Below are 15,363 nucleotides of genomic sequence, written 5' to 3'. Positions count from 1 at the left end.
AAATGCCGCCCCGCAGCATAAAATCAGAGGAGTTATATGAAGTTAATCATGGGTTTTCGATTCATTTACACCCAATATTTGAGCAAAAGCGAGATTATTTTTTTGACAGCCGAAATAAATATGCCATGATTTGAGCAGCCGACGATGAGTCGGCCCCGCCCTGCGCAGCTCTTGAGGAGGAGAGGCGGCATCGGCGTGGAGATTTGGGAGGATATTCATGCGTAAATCCATGTTGATGGCGGCCACGATCGTGGCGGCCGGTTTCACGACATCTGCGATGGCAGAGGGTCTCACGGTCGGCGTCAGCTGGTCCAATTTCCAAGAAGAACGCTGGAAAACCGACGAAGGCGCCATCAAGGCCGCGCTCGATGCGGCGGGCGCCACCTATGTCTCGGCGGACGCGCAGTCGTCCTCGGCCAAACAGCTTTCCGACATCGAAAGTCTGATCGCACAGGGCGTCGATGCGCTCATCGTGTTGGCCCAAGACACTCAGGCGGTGATCCCGGCGGTGCAAATGGCCACGGACGAAGACATTCCAGTGATCGCCTATGACCGCCTGATCGAAGACCCGCGCGCCTTCTATCTGACCTTCGACAACGTCGAGGTGGGCCGGCTTCAGGCACAGGCCGTGTTCGACGCCCAGCCGACCGGAAATTACGTCATGATCAAAGGCTCGCCGACCGACCCGAACGCAGACTTCCTGCGCGGCGGTCAGCAAGAGGTTCTGCAAGCTGCGATTGACGCGGGCGACATCACCATCGTGGGCGAGGCCTATACCGACGGCTGGCTTCCGGCCAATGCGCAGCGCAACATGGAATCGATCCTGACCGCCAATGACAACAATGTGGACGCGGTCGTGGCCTCCAACGATGGCACCGCTGGTGGCGCTGTGGCAGCACTTGCGGCGCAGGGCATGGCGGGCATTCCGGTCTCTGGTCAGGATGGCGACCACGCCGCTTTGAACCGCATCGCGCTTGGCACGCAAACTGTGTCGGTGTGGAAAGACTCCCGCGAGCTGGGCAAAAACGCTGCCGAGATCGCGCTGCAATTGGCCGGTGGCGATATGGCCTCTGACGTCGCGGATACGGTGAAATTCACCACGCCGGGCGGTCAGGAGATGGATGCGAAATTCCTCGGGCCCATTCCGATCACCGCCGACAATCTCGACGTGGTGGTAGACGCTGGCTGGATCACCCAAGAGGCGCTGTGCCAAGGCGTCACCGACGGTCCGTCGCCCTGTAATTGATCTGATCCGAAATCGGATTTTTCGCACGACCCGAACCATCCAACGGGCGCGGGTCGTGCCCCAAGAAAAAGGCAAATCTCATGTCAGATCAGGCAGATAGTAACCGGATCGAAACGGGTCAAAGCGGCAAGAGTCTGTTTGGCCAGCTCGAACTTGACATGCGGCTCATGGGGATGGTCGGGGCCTTCATCGCCATCGCGCTTGTGTTCAATTTTTTCACCGACGGGCGGTTCATCACGCCGCGCAACACCTTCAATTTGACGGTTCAAACCGTCTCCGTGGCGATCATGGCGACCGGTATGGTCTTCGTCATTGTCACGCGTCACATCGACCTTTCTGTCGGCGCCGTGCTGGCCATCGCCTCCGCTATGGGTGCGATGATGCAGGCGCGTTGGCTGCCGCAGGTGGTGGGTCTTGAGTATGGCAATCCGATGATCGCGCCGCTGGCGATTGTGACCTGTCTTGTTGTCGGCACCCTCATAGGCGCCTTCAACGGCTGGCTGATCGGGTATCAGGGCATCCCGGCCTTCATCGTCACCCTTGGCGGTCTGCTGATCTGGCGTTTTGTCGGCTGGTATGTGACCGACGGCCAGACGATTGCGCCTTTGGATCAGAACTTTCTCGTCTTGGGCGGGGCGGAGGGGACGCTTGGCGCCACCCTGTCCTGGATCATCTGTGCGCTGGCCGTGGCAGGCGCGGTCTTTGCCCTCTACAATGCCCGCAAGGCCAAGAAAAACCACGGGTTTCCGACGAAGCCGCTCTGGGCCGAATTCGCCGTCGGCGGTCTGATCGTCGCCGTCATCATCGGCTATGTCGCAACGCTTAATGCCTATGACATCCCAACCGGCAAGCTGCGCCGCCTCTTCGAAGCGCGTGGCGAGGTTCTGCCCGATGGTTACACCGAAGCCTACGGCCTGCCGATCTCTGTCCTCGTGCTGATCGTCGTGGCGATTGCCATGACCATGGTCGCCAAGAAGACGCGGCTCGGAAAATACATCTTCGCCACCGGTGGCAACCCGGATGCGGCGGAGTTGTCGGGGATCAACACCAAACTTCTGACGGTCAAAATCTTCGCGCTGATGGGCTTTCTTTGCGGCCTCTCTGCGGTGATTGCTTCGGCGCGTTTGTCGGTGCACTCCAATGACATCGGCACTCTGGACGAGCTGCGCGTGATCGCGGCGGCGGTGATCGGGGGGACGGCTTTGTCCGGTGGGATCGGCACCATTCACGGCGCCATTCTAGGCGCGCTGATCATGCAATCGCTGCAATCCGGCATGGCGATGGTGGGCGTCGATGCGCCTTTGCAAAACATCGTCGTCGGGTCTGTTCTGGTCTTCGCAGTCTGGATTGACATCCAATATCGCAAACGCCTCGGCATCAAAGTGTAAGGAGAGACGATCATGGGTAGCAATCCGAACACGGGAACGCCTCTTGTCGAGTTGAAAGACATTTCCATCGCCTTCGGCGGCGTCAAGGCGGTGGATCACGTGAGCATCGACCTCTATCCCGGCGAAGTTGTTGGGCTTTTGGGGCACAATGGCGCGGGGAAATCGACGCTGATCAAATGCCTCTCCGGTGCCTATCAAAAGGATGCGGGCGAGGTGGTGATCAACGGCGAGCATGCCGAGATCCGCAACACCCGCGACGCGCGCCGCTACAATGTCGAAACGATCTACCAGACGCTGGCGCTGGCGGACAATCTCGATGCGGCTTCGAACCTCTTTCTGGGCCGCGAATTGGTGACGCCTTTGGGCTTTGTCGATGAACCCGCGATGGAGGCCGAAACCCGCAAGATCATGGGGCGGCTCAATCCGAACTTCAAAAAGTTCAAAGTGCCGGTTTCCGCTCTGTCGGGCGGTCAGCGTCAGTCCGTAGCCATTGCCCGCGCGGTCTATTTTAACGCTAAAATCCTGATCATGGACGAACCCACCGCAGCCCTCGGGCCGCATGAGACCCAGATGGTCGCGGAGTTGATCGAGGAGCTGAAAGCCCAGGGCCTCGGCATCTTCCTAATCGAGCATGACATCCACAATGTGATGCGGCTGTGCGACCGGGCGATGGTGATGAAGAACGGCCAGAAGGTCGGCACGGTGAACGTGAATGAGGTCACGGACGAGGACATTCTCGGCATGATCATCATGGGAAAAAAGCCGCCTCAGGCCTATTGAAACGGATGATACATGTATATCGGACTTGATCTCGGGACCTCCGGTCTCAAAGCCTTGCTGATGGACGCGGATCAAAGCGTCGTTGCGGAGGCCAATGCAGCTCTCACCAATGAACGCCCATATGACGGGTGGTCTGAGCAGGACCCGGCCAGTTGGCTTGCGGCCTGCGACACGGTTATGGAGACGTTGAAAGCGCAGGCGGACCTGTCGGGCGTGACAGGCATTGGTCTGTCGGGCCAGATGCATGGCGCGACGCTTTTGGATGCCTCTGATCAGGTTTTGCGCCCCTGTATCCTGTGGAATGACACGCGGTCTTATCGCGAGGCGGCCGCGCTCGATGCCGATCCACAGTTCCGGGCCGTGACGGGTAACATCGTCTTTCCGGGCTTCACTGCGCCGAAGCTCTCTTGGGTCAAAAACAATGAGCCGGATATCTTCAAAGCGACCGCCAAGGTCTTGCTTCCAAAAGATTACCTGCGTCTCTATCTGACCGGTGAGTTCGTCGGCGAGATGTCCGACAGCGCGGGCACCGCCTGGTTCGACACCTCTGCGCGGGACTGGTCGGATGCGCTTTTGGCGGCCACCGATATGGACCGTAGCTACATGCCGCGTCTGGTTGAGGGCTCCGAAGTGTCCGGCCAATTGCGTCCGGAGCTTGCGGCGAAATGGGGTGTGTCCCCGTCCTGCGTGATTGCGGGCGGCGGCGGCGACAATGCCGCCTCGGCCATCGGGGTGGGTGTCGTCAAAGCCGGGCAGGCTTTCGTGTCGCTCGGCACCTCCGGCGTGTTGTTCGCCGCGAATGACGGCTATCAACCGGACGCCGACACGGCGGTTCACACATTTTGCCACGCGCTTCCCGACACCTGGCACCAGATGGGCGTGATCCTGGCCGCCACCGATGCTCTCAATTGGTACGGCCGGTTCGTGGGCAAGGGCGCGGCCGAACTGACCGCCAATCTCGGCGGGCTCAAAGCGCCCACCAAGACGCAATTTCTGCCCTATCTGGGCGGCGAACGCACGCCTTTGAACGATGCCGCGATCCGGGGCGCTTTCACGGGTCTCGAACACGCCACCGACACGGCGGCGGGGACCCGCGCGGTGCTCGAAGGGGTCACTTTCGCCATCAAGGACTGCGCCGAGGCGCTGGCCGCGACGGGCACCAAGATCGACCGGCTTTTGGCCGTCGGCGGGGGATCTAAATCGCACTATTGGCTGGAGGCCATCGCCACAGCCTTGGGCGTGCCGGTGGACTTGCCCGTCGCCGGTGATTTTGGCGGTGCCTTTGGGGCCGCGCGTCTGGGCATGATGGCCGCGACAGGTGGCGGGGCGGAGATCGCCACCGCGCCGCGTATCCAGGCCACCATTGATCCGATTTCCAATTTGACGGCGGCTTATGACGACGGGTTCGCCCGATTCAAATCCGCACAACATGCACTCAAGAGGCTGACATGACAGAGTTTTTCAAAAACATTCCGCAGATCAAATATGAAGGCCCCTCGAGTGCCAATGAATTTGCTTTCAAACATTACAACCCAGATGAGGTTGTGATGGGCAAGCGGATGGAGGACCATCTGCGCTTTGCCGTCGCCTATTGGCACAGCTTTGCCTATGAGGGCGGCGACCCCTTCGGCGGGCGGACCTTTGATCGACCGTGGTTCGGCGAGGGCATGGACAAGGCCAAAATGAAGGCCGATGTGGCGTTCGAGATGTTCGACATCCTGCAAGCGCCGTTTTTCTGTTTCCACGACCTCGATGTGCGTCCCGAAGGCGCGAGTTTTGCCGAGAGCAAACGCAACCTCGAAGAGATTGTCGACTATTTCGCCGAAAAAATGGAAGGGTCGAAAACCAAACTCTTGTGGGGCACCGCGAACCTCTTCACCCATCGCCGGTTCATGGCCGGATCTGCCACCAACCCGGATCCAGATGTGTTCGCCTATTCCGCTGCGACGATCAAGTCTTGCATGGATGCGACGATCAAGCTCGGCGGCCAGAACTACGTGCTTTGGGGCGGGCGCGAAGGCTATGAGACGCTCTTGAATACCGATCTCGGCAAAGAGGCGGATCAGGCGGCGAAGATGCTCGAAATGGTGGTCGATTATAAGCACAAAATGGGCTGGGACGGCGCCATTTTGGTCGAGCCGAAGCCGCAGGAACCCTCGAAGCACCAATATGATTTCGACGTGGCGACGGTTTATGGCTTTCTCAAGCGCTACGGGCTTGAGAATGAAGTCAAAATGAACATCGAACAGGGCCACGCCATTCTGGCCGGGCATTCCTTTGAGCATGAGCTGGCGCTGGCTGCCTCTTTGGGCATCCTCGGCTCCATCGACATGAACCGCAACGATTACCAATCCGGTTGGGATACCGACCAATTCCCCAATGCGCCGCATGAGGTGGCGCTGGCCTATTACGAGGTGCTCAAAGCGGGCGGGTTCACCACCGGCGGCACCAATTTTGACGCGCGCATTCGGCGGCAATCCTTGGACGCAGAGGACCTTATTTTGGCGCATGTCGGCGGCATGGATATGTGCGCGCGCGGGCTGAAAGCGGCGGCGGCTATGCTGGAAGACGGGCGTCTGGAAGAGGCGCGGACGGCGCGTTATGGCGATTGGGACAGCCCAGAAAACGCAGAAATGCTGAGAAACGGTGATCTGGAGAGCATTCAGTCGCGGGTTCTGGCCGAGGGCATCAACCCTGAGCCGCGCTCGGGGCGGCAGGAGCGGTTGGAAAATCTGGTCAGTTCGTTTGTCTGAAACAGAGTATCAGAAAGAAGGCGGGGAATTTCCCCGCCTTTTTTGAGTATTTGACCAGCCAAGGAAAACCCCTGTCCAAAACAAAGGCGCGACGTGCGGTCGACCTTGGCGGCATCACGCGCGCTGTTGTGGGCGCGGTTTTCATCCTTCGACAAGCAGAGGCACGTGTTGGCGCATCCCGTCGTCGATGGCGCCGACCACATCCTCGAAAATTGCCGCCTTATTGCGACCGTAGAGATGGACGAGGCGTTCGGCGGCGTCTGGGCTGAGAAACGGGAATTGCAGGATGAGAGAGGTCGCCTGCGCCAGATCGCCCATCTCGGCCAGCGTGACCTTAAGTCCGCGCCCCGCCGCATCGCGGGCAATGCCACACCCATTGACCCCGCCGCCGATGATGAAGAGGTCGAGGAGGTCGTCGTTTTCAGGTTCGAAATCCAGTTTGATTTTTTTGGGCTTGGGTCATGGGGAGGTCATGTCACGCTTTGCAAAATGAAACTTTTTTCTGTTGACGGTGACCCTGCACTGAAAATTGACAAGAAAGGGTTTTTTGACCAGAGATTTAGGCGGGTGCCGTCGCAAGATTGCGTAAAAGCAAAGTTAAACCCAGTGGGATGCCGAGACAGTCTTGTCATTTTGGGACCGATGGGAGACCCTACGCGAAAGTCCACAAAGAGGCCGCGCCTATGAAATTCTTCCCCATGTTCTTGCGCATGATCGAGCGCGATGTCGTCATCATCGGTGGCGGTGAAACGGCGGCGCAAAAGGCCCGCCTGATGCTCAAGACCGAAGCGCGGATCGTCTTGGTGGCGCCGGAGCTGGAGCCGGAACTGGCCGCTTTGGTGTCCGAAGGCCGTGCGGTGCAGCATGCGGGCGAGATCAATGACGACCTCTTTGCCAACGCCGCGCTGGTGTTCGTTTGCACCGAGGATGACGCACGCGATTCCGAGCTCTATCATGTGGTGCGGGCTGCGGGGGCCTTGGTCAATGTGGTCGACCGGCCGGATTTGTGCGAGGCGAACACGCCCTCTCTGGTGGACCGCGATCCCTTGGTGGTGGCGATCGGCACCGAAGGCGCAGCGCCGGTTTTGGCGCGTCAGATCAAGACCCGTCTGGAGGAGATGCTCGAGCCGCGTTTGGGCGATCTCGTGGCTCTTGGCGGGCGGCTCCGCGATCATGTGGCCGAAGAGGTGCCGCGCGCCAAACGTCGGGCGTTTTGGCGCTGGGTCTATGCGGAAACGCCGCGACGGCTCTTTGCCAAAGGCGCGGAACGTGAAGCCGCGAAAGTGATCAAGGCGGCGATTGCCGAGGGCGGTGCGCCGGAGATTGGCACAAAGGGCGGGCAGGGCGCCATCACGCTTTTGCCGGTCGGCAGTCTCGATCCGGACCTGATGACGTTGCGTGCGGTGCAGCGGCTGCAAGAGGCCGATCTGGTGATCTGTGCAGAGGCCGAGTTTGCGCCCATGCTGGAACTCGCGCGCCGCGATGCGGAGCGGGTCATTGTGGGGCAAAGTTACGGCACCGAAGAGTGGCTTTTGTCGGATCAGCGCAAGGTGATCACGGCGAAATGCGAGGCGGGCGGGCGCGTGGTCTGGCTGGTCAGCCGCAGAGACGCAGAGCGCGCGGCTTTGGGTCTGCCGGACGACATCGAACGCGTGCCCGCAGTCCGGGTCTAAGGCGTGAGTTTAAGGAGAAGATCATGAGCGATTTGGAACATCGGATTGCGGTGGCGCGCGGCGAGGCGCCTGCGGATATTGTGCTCAAGAACGGCTCGATCTTTGATCTCATGACCGGTGAGTTGATCGTGGGCGATGTGGCCATCGTGGGGGACAGGATCGCCGGTGTGTTTGAGCACTACGAGGGTCATCGCGAGATCGACGTGACGGGGCAGGTGATCGTGCCGGGCTTCATCGACACGCATCTGCATATCGAAAGCTCTCTGGTGACGCCCTTTGAGTTTGACCGCTGCGTCTTGCCGCGCGGTGTGACGACGGCGATTTGCGACCCGCATGAGATCGCCAATGTCATCGGCCTGCCGGGCATCCGCTATTTCCAAGAGGCCTCCGAGCACACGTTGATGTCGATCCGAGTGCAGCTTAGCTCCTGCGTGCCGTCAACGCATATGGAGACGGCGGGGGCCGAGCTTTTGGCTGAGGATTTGAAAGAGGTCTTGGGCCATCCCTCCGGCATCGGTCTGGCGGAATTCATGAATTATCCCGGCGTGATTTACCGAGACCCGGAGGCGATGAAGAAACTTCGCCTCTTTGAGGATGCTCATATCGACGGCCATTGTCCGCAGCTTTCAGGTCAGGACCTGAACGCCTATATCGCCGCAGGCATTCGCACCGAACACGAGGCGACCACCGTCGAGGAAGCGCGCGAAAAGCTGCGCAAAGGCATGCGGGTGCTGATCCGTGAGGGGTCTGTGTCGAAAGACATGCACGCGTTGCAGCCGCTTTTGACCCATCTCACCGCGCCCTACATGTGCCTCTGCACAGACGACCGCAACCCGCTGGACATCGGCGAGCATGGTCATCTGGATTACGTCATCCGCACTTTGATTGCGCTTGGCTGCCCGGCTCTGGCGGTTTATCGCGCGGCCACTTTGTCCGCCGCCGAGGCCTTTGGCCTCAAAGATCGTGGCATGATCGCGCCGGGCAAACGCGCCGACATTGTGGTGCTAGATAGTCTGGAAAATTGCAATGCGTCCATGGTCTTCGCGGGCGGGGTTGAAGTGACTGACGCGGCCTTCGCCGCACGCGGTCATGTGGCACCCGTGGCCCGTGGCTCAGTCAAAGCGCCCAAGGTCACGGCGGAACAGTTCCGCGCAGGAGGCAACCGCGAAGAGGTCGATGTGATCGGCATCATCGAAGGCAAAATCATCACCGAACACCTGCGTGAAACCGTGCCCATCGTCGATGGCGACAAGGCCCCGGACCCCGCGCGTGATCTGTCCCGGATCACCGTCATCGAACGCCATGGCAAGAACGGCAATATCGCCTCTGGCTTTGTCAAAGGCTTTGGCCTCAAAGCAGGCGCGATTGCCTCGACAGTTTGCCACGATCACCACAATATCGCCTGCGTTGGGGTCGATTACGCCGATATGGCGCTGGCCGCGAACCGCCTGTCTGAGATCGAAGGTGGCTTTGTCGTGGTGAAAGACGGCCACGTTCTGGCCGAGCTGGCGCTGCCTGTCGCGGGGCTGATGAGCCTTGAGCCATTTGAAGTGGTGCGTGATGATCTGGTCGATCTGCGCGCGGCGGCGGCCTCGCTTGGGGTCACGCTCGAAGAGCCGTTTTTGCAACTGGCCTTTCTGGCGCTTCCGGTCATTCCGGCGCTCAAAATCACCGACCGGGGCATGGTCGATGTGACGAAATTCGAGATCATCGCCTGACATTTCATGACGCAGGAAAAGCAGCCCGCCCTTTGCCAAGAGGGCGGGTTTTCCCATGTCAGAATGAGTGTCACAATAAGTGAACTATTCAGTTCACTTTTATGCACTATCCATATTGACGAAATCGTCAAAATGACCAAATTGAGAGCAAGACAGACGTTTTCGAAAGGAGAGATTCATGAAAAAGCTGATCCTTCCCGCCCTCCTTCCTATGGTGGTCCTGCTCACGCTTTCGGGCTGCGCAGACGGCAAATACCCGGTGTCGCAATGCACGACCTCGGATCACTATCCGGTGGCCTGCCAAAATATTGAAGAGGGGCAAAGCCCGGCCGATCTCGAACCGGTGCAAGTGCCGGCCTTTACCGGGGCTTAAATATCAGTAACCGCGCGCCAGATTGACCACATCGGACAGAGGTGCGCCGTCAAGCAAGGCGCTCAGATTGTTGAGCGTCTTCTGTTCGAACCGCCAGCGCTCCGCCGTGCCGCCTTTGTAGGATTCATGCGGGGTCAAAAGCACCTTCGGATGGCTCCAGATCGGATCATCGGCCTCGGGCGGTTCGGGATGGGTGACGTCGAGCGTCGCCTTGCTCAGCTGCCCCGCATCCAACGCCTGCAATAGTGCCGCCTGATCCACCAACGCCCCGCGCGCCACGTTGATCAGATGCAGCCCCAGCTTGGCGTGGGACAACAGAGCGTCATTCACCATCGCCTCGGTCTCCGGCGTGTGGGGCATCGCCAGAACAACGTGGTCCGAGCCCGCCATGACCTCCTCGGCAGTGGCGCAGGGGGTGATCCCCTCGGGCACCGCCTCCCAAACCCCACGCCGCGTGGCCAGCACCCGCATGTCAAAAGCCCGCGCCCGTTTCGCCACCGCATCGCCGATGGCGCCATAGCCGATGAGGCCCAGCGTCTTGCCCTCCAAAGTACCAAACTCCCGCGTACCCCAATCGTCCAAAGAGGTGGTGCGCGCCGCGAAAATATCCTTTTCCACCAAGAGCATCGCGGCCATGACATATTCGGCAATCTGCGGCGCGGTCAGGCCACGACCATTGGTCACGATCGGGTTCCGCATCAGCCAATCAGGATAAATCTCGATCCCGGCAGAAAAGGTCTGCACCCATTTGAGATGCGGATATTCCATCTGCGGCGCCTCAGCCCAAGTGCGAAACGCCCGCGTCACCAAGACCTCCGCCTCTGGCGAAAAATCCCAAGGGCGCTCGCGGTCGAAATGGTCGATCACGCGCGGCGCGCTTGGGTGCGCGGCGAGGATGCGGCCAAAGTCTTCGTCGATTTGGTTGACGATCACGGGGGAGGACATGCGAGGCTCTTTCTGTCGAGGTTTCAAAGCCTTGGTAGCGAGCCTTGCCCCCGGTTTCCAGCCTTTCAGAGTTCAAACACCGCCGCAGAGGCCAAAATGTCGCCCGTCGGTTGGCCTGTGGGCGAGCCGCCCGGAGGCTCATCAGAGACGGCCATGGTGGCGCCTTCGACCTGTGCCAAAAGCGCGGGCGGGATGGTCACACGGATTTCGCCGATTTCTGAGGGCACGAGACCCAAGGAGACGGGCGTCTCAGAGCCATCTGCGATGAGCCAAAGTTCGAGCACCCGACCGGGACGCGGCGCGCCTTGGTTCAATTGCACGATCATCACATCGGTCTCGGGGATAAAGCCCGCAGCCACGACCAGATCGCCGCTCACCAGATCGACGTGGAATTTTGGACCGGGAGCGTTCAGCACTGGCGCGAAGGCGAGAAAGCCCACCATGGCGACGGCGGCCGCCCCGGAGGCCCAAAGCCCGAAGATCGACCGTTTCGGGCCGGATGATGCGGGGGCGATCTGGGCCATGATCCGGGATTTCAACGCCTTGGACGGGCGCACTTCGGCCAGATCGCCCGCGAAAACCGCCAATTCGCGCTCCCATTCATGCACCATGCGCTGAAGCTTCGGGTCGTCTTTCAGACGCGCTTTGAACCGGGCCTCCTCGACCGCATCGAGCAGGCGCAGCACATATTCCCCGGCAAGGGCGGGGTCGTTGCTTTCCATGTGATCCATGTGATCGCTCTCATCGGTCATTGGGCTATCCTCGGTTAGAGGTTCAGGTTAAACGCTCAGGTTACGCCTTAAGGCAGTCGCGCAAGGAGATCAGGCTGCGCCGCAGCCAGGTGCGCATGGTGTTCAGTGGCACGCGAAATTTCTCGGCCAGATCGGCGTAGCTATGGCCCTCGAGATAGGCGCCGCGCACGGCGTCTTTGCGGTCGGGATCCAGCGCGTCGAGGCAAACGTTCAGCCGGGCATTTTCCGAGGCTGCGATGCTTTGCGCCTCAGGGCTTGGGCCGGGATCCGCCAGATCGGGCATCTCGCTCACGTCGCGCGGATTGCCCATGCGCTGTTTCGCGCGGAGCCGGTCGATCGCCAGATTGCGCGCCACGGTGACGAGCCAGGTGATCGGACTGTGACCCGTCACGGCATAGCGGTCCGCCCTGTGCCAAATGCGCAGATAGACCTCCTGCAACACATCCTCGGCCTCGGCGCGGTTGTTCAAGACGCGCAGCACGACGCCGAACAACTTGCCATTCGTGGCGTCATAAAGCTCTGAAAAGGCGTGACGATCCTTGAGCGCGATCCGTGCGATCATCTCTTCGATCTCTGCCCGTGTGCGCATCTTTGAATCCTGTACCAAACACCTGTTTCAGAGAGCATATAGCGTCCGGACACATAAAAACACCCGGCACGGATCACGCGCCGGGTGTTGTCACCGTTTGGCGCGGATTACATCGCGGTGATGGTGGTCATCACCAGCTTGTCGTCGACGCGGATCGGGCCGTCTTCCTTGGCGCCCAACGTGTATTCGAACACGCCGGTCTGCATGCCGCCGTCCTCGGCGTGGATCATCAGCATGAGCATCTCGCCCGGCTTGACCTCTTCGGTCAGGATCGCGGCGACGTCTTTCGTTTCGCCCGCACGCAGCGGCGCATAGGCGACGACCGGGCCGGGTTTCATTGTCTCATCGGTGCGGTGCACCACGAGCCAGCCGTTTTGCGCAGCGGTGATGCTGTCGGCGCTGACGATGCCGTTGGCGACGGACTGATCGGCGGCCTCGACCTTTTGCATCATGTCGTCGCCAGCGAAAGCGGCGGTTGCGGTCAGGCTCAGGCCCATCGTCATGGCGGCGGCGGTCATCAGGAATTTCATGGGTCGTCTCCGTATGTTTGTTTAGCGTTTCGAGCCAGCTCGTGAGCCGCTCTTGCCCAGAGTCACGACGGCGTTTCGGGAAAGTTTCAAAAAAATTTCAGACGGGGTGATTTTTTGAATGGAGCAAGGCCAAAGCCGCCCATCAAGTCGTTTTCAAAGTTGCATTTGCGATAAATCAATGCCGGGTTGGCGTGAATGTATTCAATAGGGTGAATTTATACCAAGCGCGAGGTGACTCGTGTGAAGGGAGGAACCCATGCAGGCCACAGCACTCAAAACCGCGCGCGCCAGCCTCGCTTTCGGCCTGTTTTTGGTCCTGAGCGCCAGCGTCGCCTTCGCTCAAGATGCGATGCCGCAGATGTCGGGTGACGGCTCGACGGCGGATCACTCGAAATTCGAGATCCTGCAACAGGAGTTCAAATCCGGCCCCGAAGTGACGACGGCCTGTCTGACGTGCCACACAGAGGCCGACGATCAGGTCATGCATTCGATCCATTTCCAATGGGAGTTCGACAATTCGGCCACCGGTCAGACGCTTGGTAAATCCAAGGTGATCAATGCGTTCTGTGGCAATGTCGTTGGCAATGAGCCGCGCTGCACCTCGTGCCACGCGGGCTATGGTTGGGACGACATGCATGATGCACCGCCGCAGCAATCGACTGCTGTGGACTGTCTCGTCTGTCATGACCAGTCCGGGCAATATGCCAAACTCTCGACCGGGGCAGGGCATCCGCCTCTGGGCGACATCCCCGGCCAGCCGGTCAAGGGGCAGACGATCACAGGCGCCGACGCCTGGGCGGTCGATCTGATGAAATCGGCGCAGTCTGTGGGCATGCCGACGCGCGAGAATTGCGGCCAGTGCCATTTCTACGGCGGCGGCGGCGACAATGTGAAACACGGCGATCTGAGTTCCGCGCTCTATGACCCGGACATCCACACCGACGTGCATATGTCGAAGGACGGCGCCAATATGGTCTGCTCCGATTGCCACAGGGAAGAGAGCCACAATTGGGCCGGATCGCGCTATCTGATGGACGCGAAGGACACGGTGGGGCTTGGGCATCCGGGCGAGGATCGGTTCTCGGCCTCTTGCGAAAGCTGCCATAGCGACAGCCCGCATGGGGGCGATCTCATGGCGATCAAGCTCAATGACCACGTCGATAAAGTCGCCTGTCAGACCTGTCACATCCCGGAATTCGCGCGCGGTGGCGTGGCGACGAAAACCTATTGGGACTGGTCCACGGCGGGGCGGCTCAATGAGGTCGGTCAACCGATTGCCGAACATCATTTCACCCAAAGCGACGGGCAGGAGTTGCACACCTACCTGACCATCAAAGGTGATTTCGACTGGGGTGAGAATGTCGAACCCTATTACGCTTGGTTTAACGGCGCGGTGGAATACACCCTGCCGGAAGAAGAGATCGACCCGACGGAGGTCGTCGAGATCAACAAGGTGTTGGGCACGCCCGACGGTGAAGACAGCCGCATCTGGCCGTTCAAACGCATGGTCGGGCGGCAGTCCTATGACGCAGGCTATAACAAACTGGCCTATTCCCATGTCTGGGGGCCGACCACGGACACGGCGTTTTGGACCAATTACGATTGGTCGAAGGCGATCGAGGCGGGGATGAAAGCGGCGGGGTCGCCATACTCCGGCGAATATGGTTTCATCGACACTTATATGTATTGGCCGATCACACATATGGTCGCGCCTGCCGATGAGGCGATGGATTGCGTGGAATGCCATTCTGAGGACGGGCGACTTCTGGGCCTTGCGGGCGTGGTGATGCCGGGCACCGATCCGAAGTCTCTGTTCGGTCGGCTGGGGCAGATTCTGGTCCTCTTGACCGCTCTGGGCGTCATCGGCCACGGCATTTTGCGCCTCATCACACGCAAAGGAGGGACCCACCCATGACCAAACGGATCGTCAAGGTTTACCCCCGGTTTGAACGGCTCTGGCATTGGACGCAGGCGCTTTTGATCGCGGTGCTGATGTTCACCGGCCTTCGGGTGAGCGGCGTGCATGCGTTCATTCCCTTTGGACCCGCCGTGATGCTCCATACGCTGGCCGCGCTCACGCTTCTGGTCGTGTGGATTTTCGCCACGTTTTGGCTCTTCACCACCGGCACATGGCGGCAATTCCTGCCGAAGGTCGAAGGCATGCTCGCCACCGCGCGCTACTATGCTTACGGCATCTTCAAAGGCGAGGAGGCGCCGTACCAAAAGCAATATTGGCGCAAACACAATCCGCTTCAGGCCGCGACCTATTTCGGGCTGAAATGGGTTGTCTTCCCGGCGATCTGGGTCACCGGCATCCTCTATCTGACCTACAATTTTTGGGACAGCGGGGCTGACAGCACCTTTGTGTTCGCAGTGGTGCGCAACATTCACCTCTTGGCGGCCTATGTGATCTTCGCCTTCGTCATCGCGCATATTTACCTTTTGACCACGGGCCACGGTTTCCGCGACCATGTTCGTCCAATGGTGACGGGCTATGAAGAGATTGACCTGACCCCGGAACAGGAGGCCTATTTCGAGGCCAACACGCCGGATCGGTTGAAACCTCTGGAACCCGCAGAATAACTCCCGTCAGTCGAAAACACGAAACGGCGCCGC

At 59.9% G+C, this 15,363-nt stretch carries 15 protein-coding genes and 1 pseudogene; 10 read left to right on the top strand and 6 right to left on the bottom strand.

Features of this window, described 5'->3' with window-relative positions:
• Window positions 1-42: 42 nt before the first annotated feature.
• Window positions 43-219, bottom strand: coding sequence for a hypothetical protein (locus ACN0X0_RS05720; protein WP_226553447.1), 177 nt, complete (start codon window positions 217-219; stop codon window positions 43-45).
• Here ACN0X0_RS05720 and xylF point away from each other — a divergent pair.
• From xylF to xylA, 5 genes are all read left to right on the top strand, one after another.
• Window positions 218-1,246, top strand: a complete 1,029-nt coding sequence (xylF, locus tag ACN0X0_RS05715; protein ID WP_417260981.1) for a D-xylose ABC transporter substrate-binding protein — start codon at window positions 218-220, stop codon at window positions 1,244-1,246. The two genes, ACN0X0_RS05720 and xylF, sit on opposite strands and share 2 nt — an antisense overlap.
• 80 nt (window positions 1,247-1,326) lie before the next feature.
• Window positions 1,327-2,634 (top strand): sugar ABC transporter permease, encoded by a 1,308-nt coding sequence (locus ACN0X0_RS05710; RefSeq protein WP_417278371.1) that lies wholly within the window; start codon window positions 1,327-1,329, stop codon window positions 2,632-2,634.
• Window positions 2,635-2,646: 12 nt separating this feature from the next.
• The gene (locus ACN0X0_RS05705) at window positions 2,647-3,414 is read left to right on the top strand and encodes an ATP-binding cassette domain-containing protein (RefSeq protein ID WP_417278370.1); all 768 of its coding nucleotides are present in this window, start codon (window positions 2,647-2,649) and stop codon (window positions 3,412-3,414) included.
• Between the two features lie 12 nt (window positions 3,415-3,426).
• On the top strand, window positions 3,427-4,866 hold the full coding sequence (gene xylB / locus ACN0X0_RS05700) for a xylulokinase (protein ID WP_417278369.1): 1,440 nt from the start codon (window positions 3,427-3,429) through the stop codon (window positions 4,864-4,866).
• Entirely contained in the window at window positions 4,863-6,167 is a 1,305-nt protein-coding gene (gene xylA / locus ACN0X0_RS05695) for a xylose isomerase (protein WP_417278368.1), read from the top strand. Before xylB ends, xylA begins: the two co-directional genes overlap by 4 nt.
• 291 nt (window positions 6,168-6,458) lie before the next feature.
• Here the strand turns inward: xylA and ACN0X0_RS05690 are convergent.
• A pseudogene (locus ACN0X0_RS05690) lies at window positions 6,459-6,605 on the bottom strand (FAD-dependent oxidoreductase); the annotation flags it as partial.
• Between the two features lie 245 nt (window positions 6,606-6,850).
• Between ACN0X0_RS05690 and ACN0X0_RS05685 the strand changes: the two are divergent.
• The 3 genes from ACN0X0_RS05685 to ACN0X0_RS05675 all read left to right on the top strand — a co-directional run bounded on the left by ACN0X0_RS05685 (window position 6,851) and on the right by ACN0X0_RS05675 (window position 9,931).
• Window positions 6,851-7,840: an NAD(P)-dependent oxidoreductase gene (locus ACN0X0_RS05685; protein ID WP_417278367.1), complete on the top strand. Its 990-nt coding sequence runs from the start codon at window positions 6,851-6,853 to the stop codon at window positions 7,838-7,840.
• A 23-nt stretch (window positions 7,841-7,863) separates the two neighbouring features.
• On the top strand, window positions 7,864-9,558 hold the full coding sequence (gene ade, locus ACN0X0_RS05680) for an adenine deaminase (protein ID WP_417278366.1): 1,695 nt from the start codon (window positions 7,864-7,866) through the stop codon (window positions 9,556-9,558).
• A 178-nt stretch (window positions 9,559-9,736) separates the two neighbouring features.
• Window positions 9,737-9,931, top strand: coding sequence for a hypothetical protein (locus ACN0X0_RS05675; RefSeq protein WP_417260989.1), 195 nt, complete (start codon window positions 9,737-9,739; stop codon window positions 9,929-9,931).
• 3 nt (window positions 9,932-9,934) lie between these two features.
• On the opposite strand, the gene ACN0X0_RS05670 is transcribed toward ACN0X0_RS05675, so the two are convergent.
• The 4 genes from ACN0X0_RS05670 to ACN0X0_RS05655 form a co-directional block, all read right to left on the bottom strand.
• A complete protein-coding gene (locus ACN0X0_RS05670; RefSeq protein ID WP_417278365.1) occupies window positions 9,935-10,876 on the bottom strand; it encodes an NAD(P)-dependent oxidoreductase in 942 nt (313 codons plus the stop codon).
• Between the two features lie 65 nt (window positions 10,877-10,941).
• Window positions 10,942-11,628, bottom strand: a complete 687-nt coding sequence (locus ACN0X0_RS05665; RefSeq protein WP_417278364.1) for an anti-sigma factor domain-containing protein — start codon at window positions 11,626-11,628, stop codon at window positions 10,942-10,944.
• Window positions 11,629-11,668: 40 nt separating this feature from the next.
• Window positions 11,669-12,217, bottom strand: coding sequence for a sigma-70 family RNA polymerase sigma factor (locus ACN0X0_RS05660; protein ID WP_417278363.1), 549 nt, complete (start codon window positions 12,215-12,217; stop codon window positions 11,669-11,671).
• Between the two features lie 107 nt (window positions 12,218-12,324).
• Window positions 12,325-12,747 carry a hypothetical protein gene (locus ACN0X0_RS05655; RefSeq protein WP_417278362.1) on the bottom strand — a complete coding sequence of 141 codons (423 nt, stop codon included), beginning with the start codon at window positions 12,745-12,747 and terminating at the stop codon, window positions 12,325-12,327.
• Window positions 12,748-13,003: 256 nt separating this feature from the next.
• On the opposite strand from ACN0X0_RS05655, the gene ACN0X0_RS05650 reads away from it, so the two are divergent.
• Together ACN0X0_RS05650 and ACN0X0_RS05645 are read left to right on the top strand one after the other, a co-directional pair.
• Complete coding sequence (locus ACN0X0_RS05650; RefSeq protein WP_417278361.1) at window positions 13,004-14,662, top strand: tetrathionate reductase family octaheme c-type cytochrome; 1,659 nt, start codon at window positions 13,004-13,006, stop codon at window positions 14,660-14,662.
• Window positions 14,659-15,330 (top strand): cytochrome b/b6 domain-containing protein, encoded by a 672-nt coding sequence (locus tag ACN0X0_RS05645; RefSeq protein ID WP_417278360.1) that lies wholly within the window; start codon window positions 14,659-14,661, stop codon window positions 15,328-15,330. The genes ACN0X0_RS05650 and ACN0X0_RS05645 overlap by 4 nt, the downstream gene beginning before the upstream one ends.
• Window positions 15,331-15,363: the final 33 nt, after the last annotated feature.

The sequence above is a fragment of the Celeribacter sp. genome (assembly GCF_048270365.1).
GTDB lineage: Bacteria > Pseudomonadota > Alphaproteobacteria > Rhodobacterales > Rhodobacteraceae > Celeribacter.
This window is presented reverse-complemented; position numbering and strand designations above follow the sequence as displayed.

Bases quoted from the DNA above. Each gene is read 5' to 3' on its own strand.
- ACN0X0_RS05710 (WP_417278371.1), top strand. From the start codon at position 1,327: ATGTCAGATCAGGCAGATAGTAACCGGATCGAAACGGGTCAAAGCGGC.
- xylA (WP_417278368.1), top strand. From the start codon at position 4,863: ATGACAGAGTTTTTCAAAAACATTCCGCAGATCAAATATGAAGGCCCC.
- ACN0X0_RS05685 (WP_417278367.1), top strand. From the start codon at position 6,851: ATGAAATTCTTCCCCATGTTCTTGCGCATGATCGAGCGCGATGTCGTC.
- ade (WP_417278366.1), top strand. From the start codon at position 7,864: ATGAGCGATTTGGAACATCGGATTGCGGTGGCGCGCGGCGAGGCGCCT.
- ACN0X0_RS05655 (WP_417278362.1), bottom strand. From the start codon at position 12,747: ATGAAATTCCTGATGACCGCCGCCGCCATGACGATGGGCCTGAGCCTG.
- ACN0X0_RS05660 (WP_417278363.1), bottom strand. From the start codon at position 12,217: ATGCGCACACGGGCAGAGATCGAAGAGATGATCGCACGGATCGCGCTC.
- ACN0X0_RS05650 (WP_417278361.1), top strand. From the start codon at position 13,004: ATGCAGGCCACAGCACTCAAAACCGCGCGCGCCAGCCTCGCTTTCGGC.
- ACN0X0_RS05705 (WP_417278370.1), top strand. From the start codon at position 2,647: ATGGGTAGCAATCCGAACACGGGAACGCCTCTTGTCGAGTTGAAAGAC.
- ACN0X0_RS05720 (WP_226553447.1), bottom strand. From the start codon at position 219: ATGAATATCCTCCCAAATCTCCACGCCGATGCCGCCTCTCCTCCTCAA.
- xylF (WP_417260981.1), top strand. From the start codon at position 218: ATGCGTAAATCCATGTTGATGGCGGCCACGATCGTGGCGGCCGGTTTC.
- ACN0X0_RS05675 (WP_417260989.1), top strand. From the start codon at position 9,737: ATGAAAAAGCTGATCCTTCCCGCCCTCCTTCCTATGGTGGTCCTGCTC.
- ACN0X0_RS05665 (WP_417278364.1), bottom strand. From the start codon at position 11,628: ATGACCGATGAGAGCGATCACATGGATCACATGGAAAGCAACGACCCC.
- ACN0X0_RS05670 (WP_417278365.1), bottom strand. From the start codon at position 10,876: ATGTCCTCCCCCGTGATCGTCAACCAAATCGACGAAGACTTTGGCCGC.
- ACN0X0_RS05645 (WP_417278360.1), top strand. From the start codon at position 14,659: ATGACCAAACGGATCGTCAAGGTTTACCCCCGGTTTGAACGGCTCTGG.
- xylB (WP_417278369.1), top strand. From the start codon at position 3,427: ATGTATATCGGACTTGATCTCGGGACCTCCGGTCTCAAAGCCTTGCTG.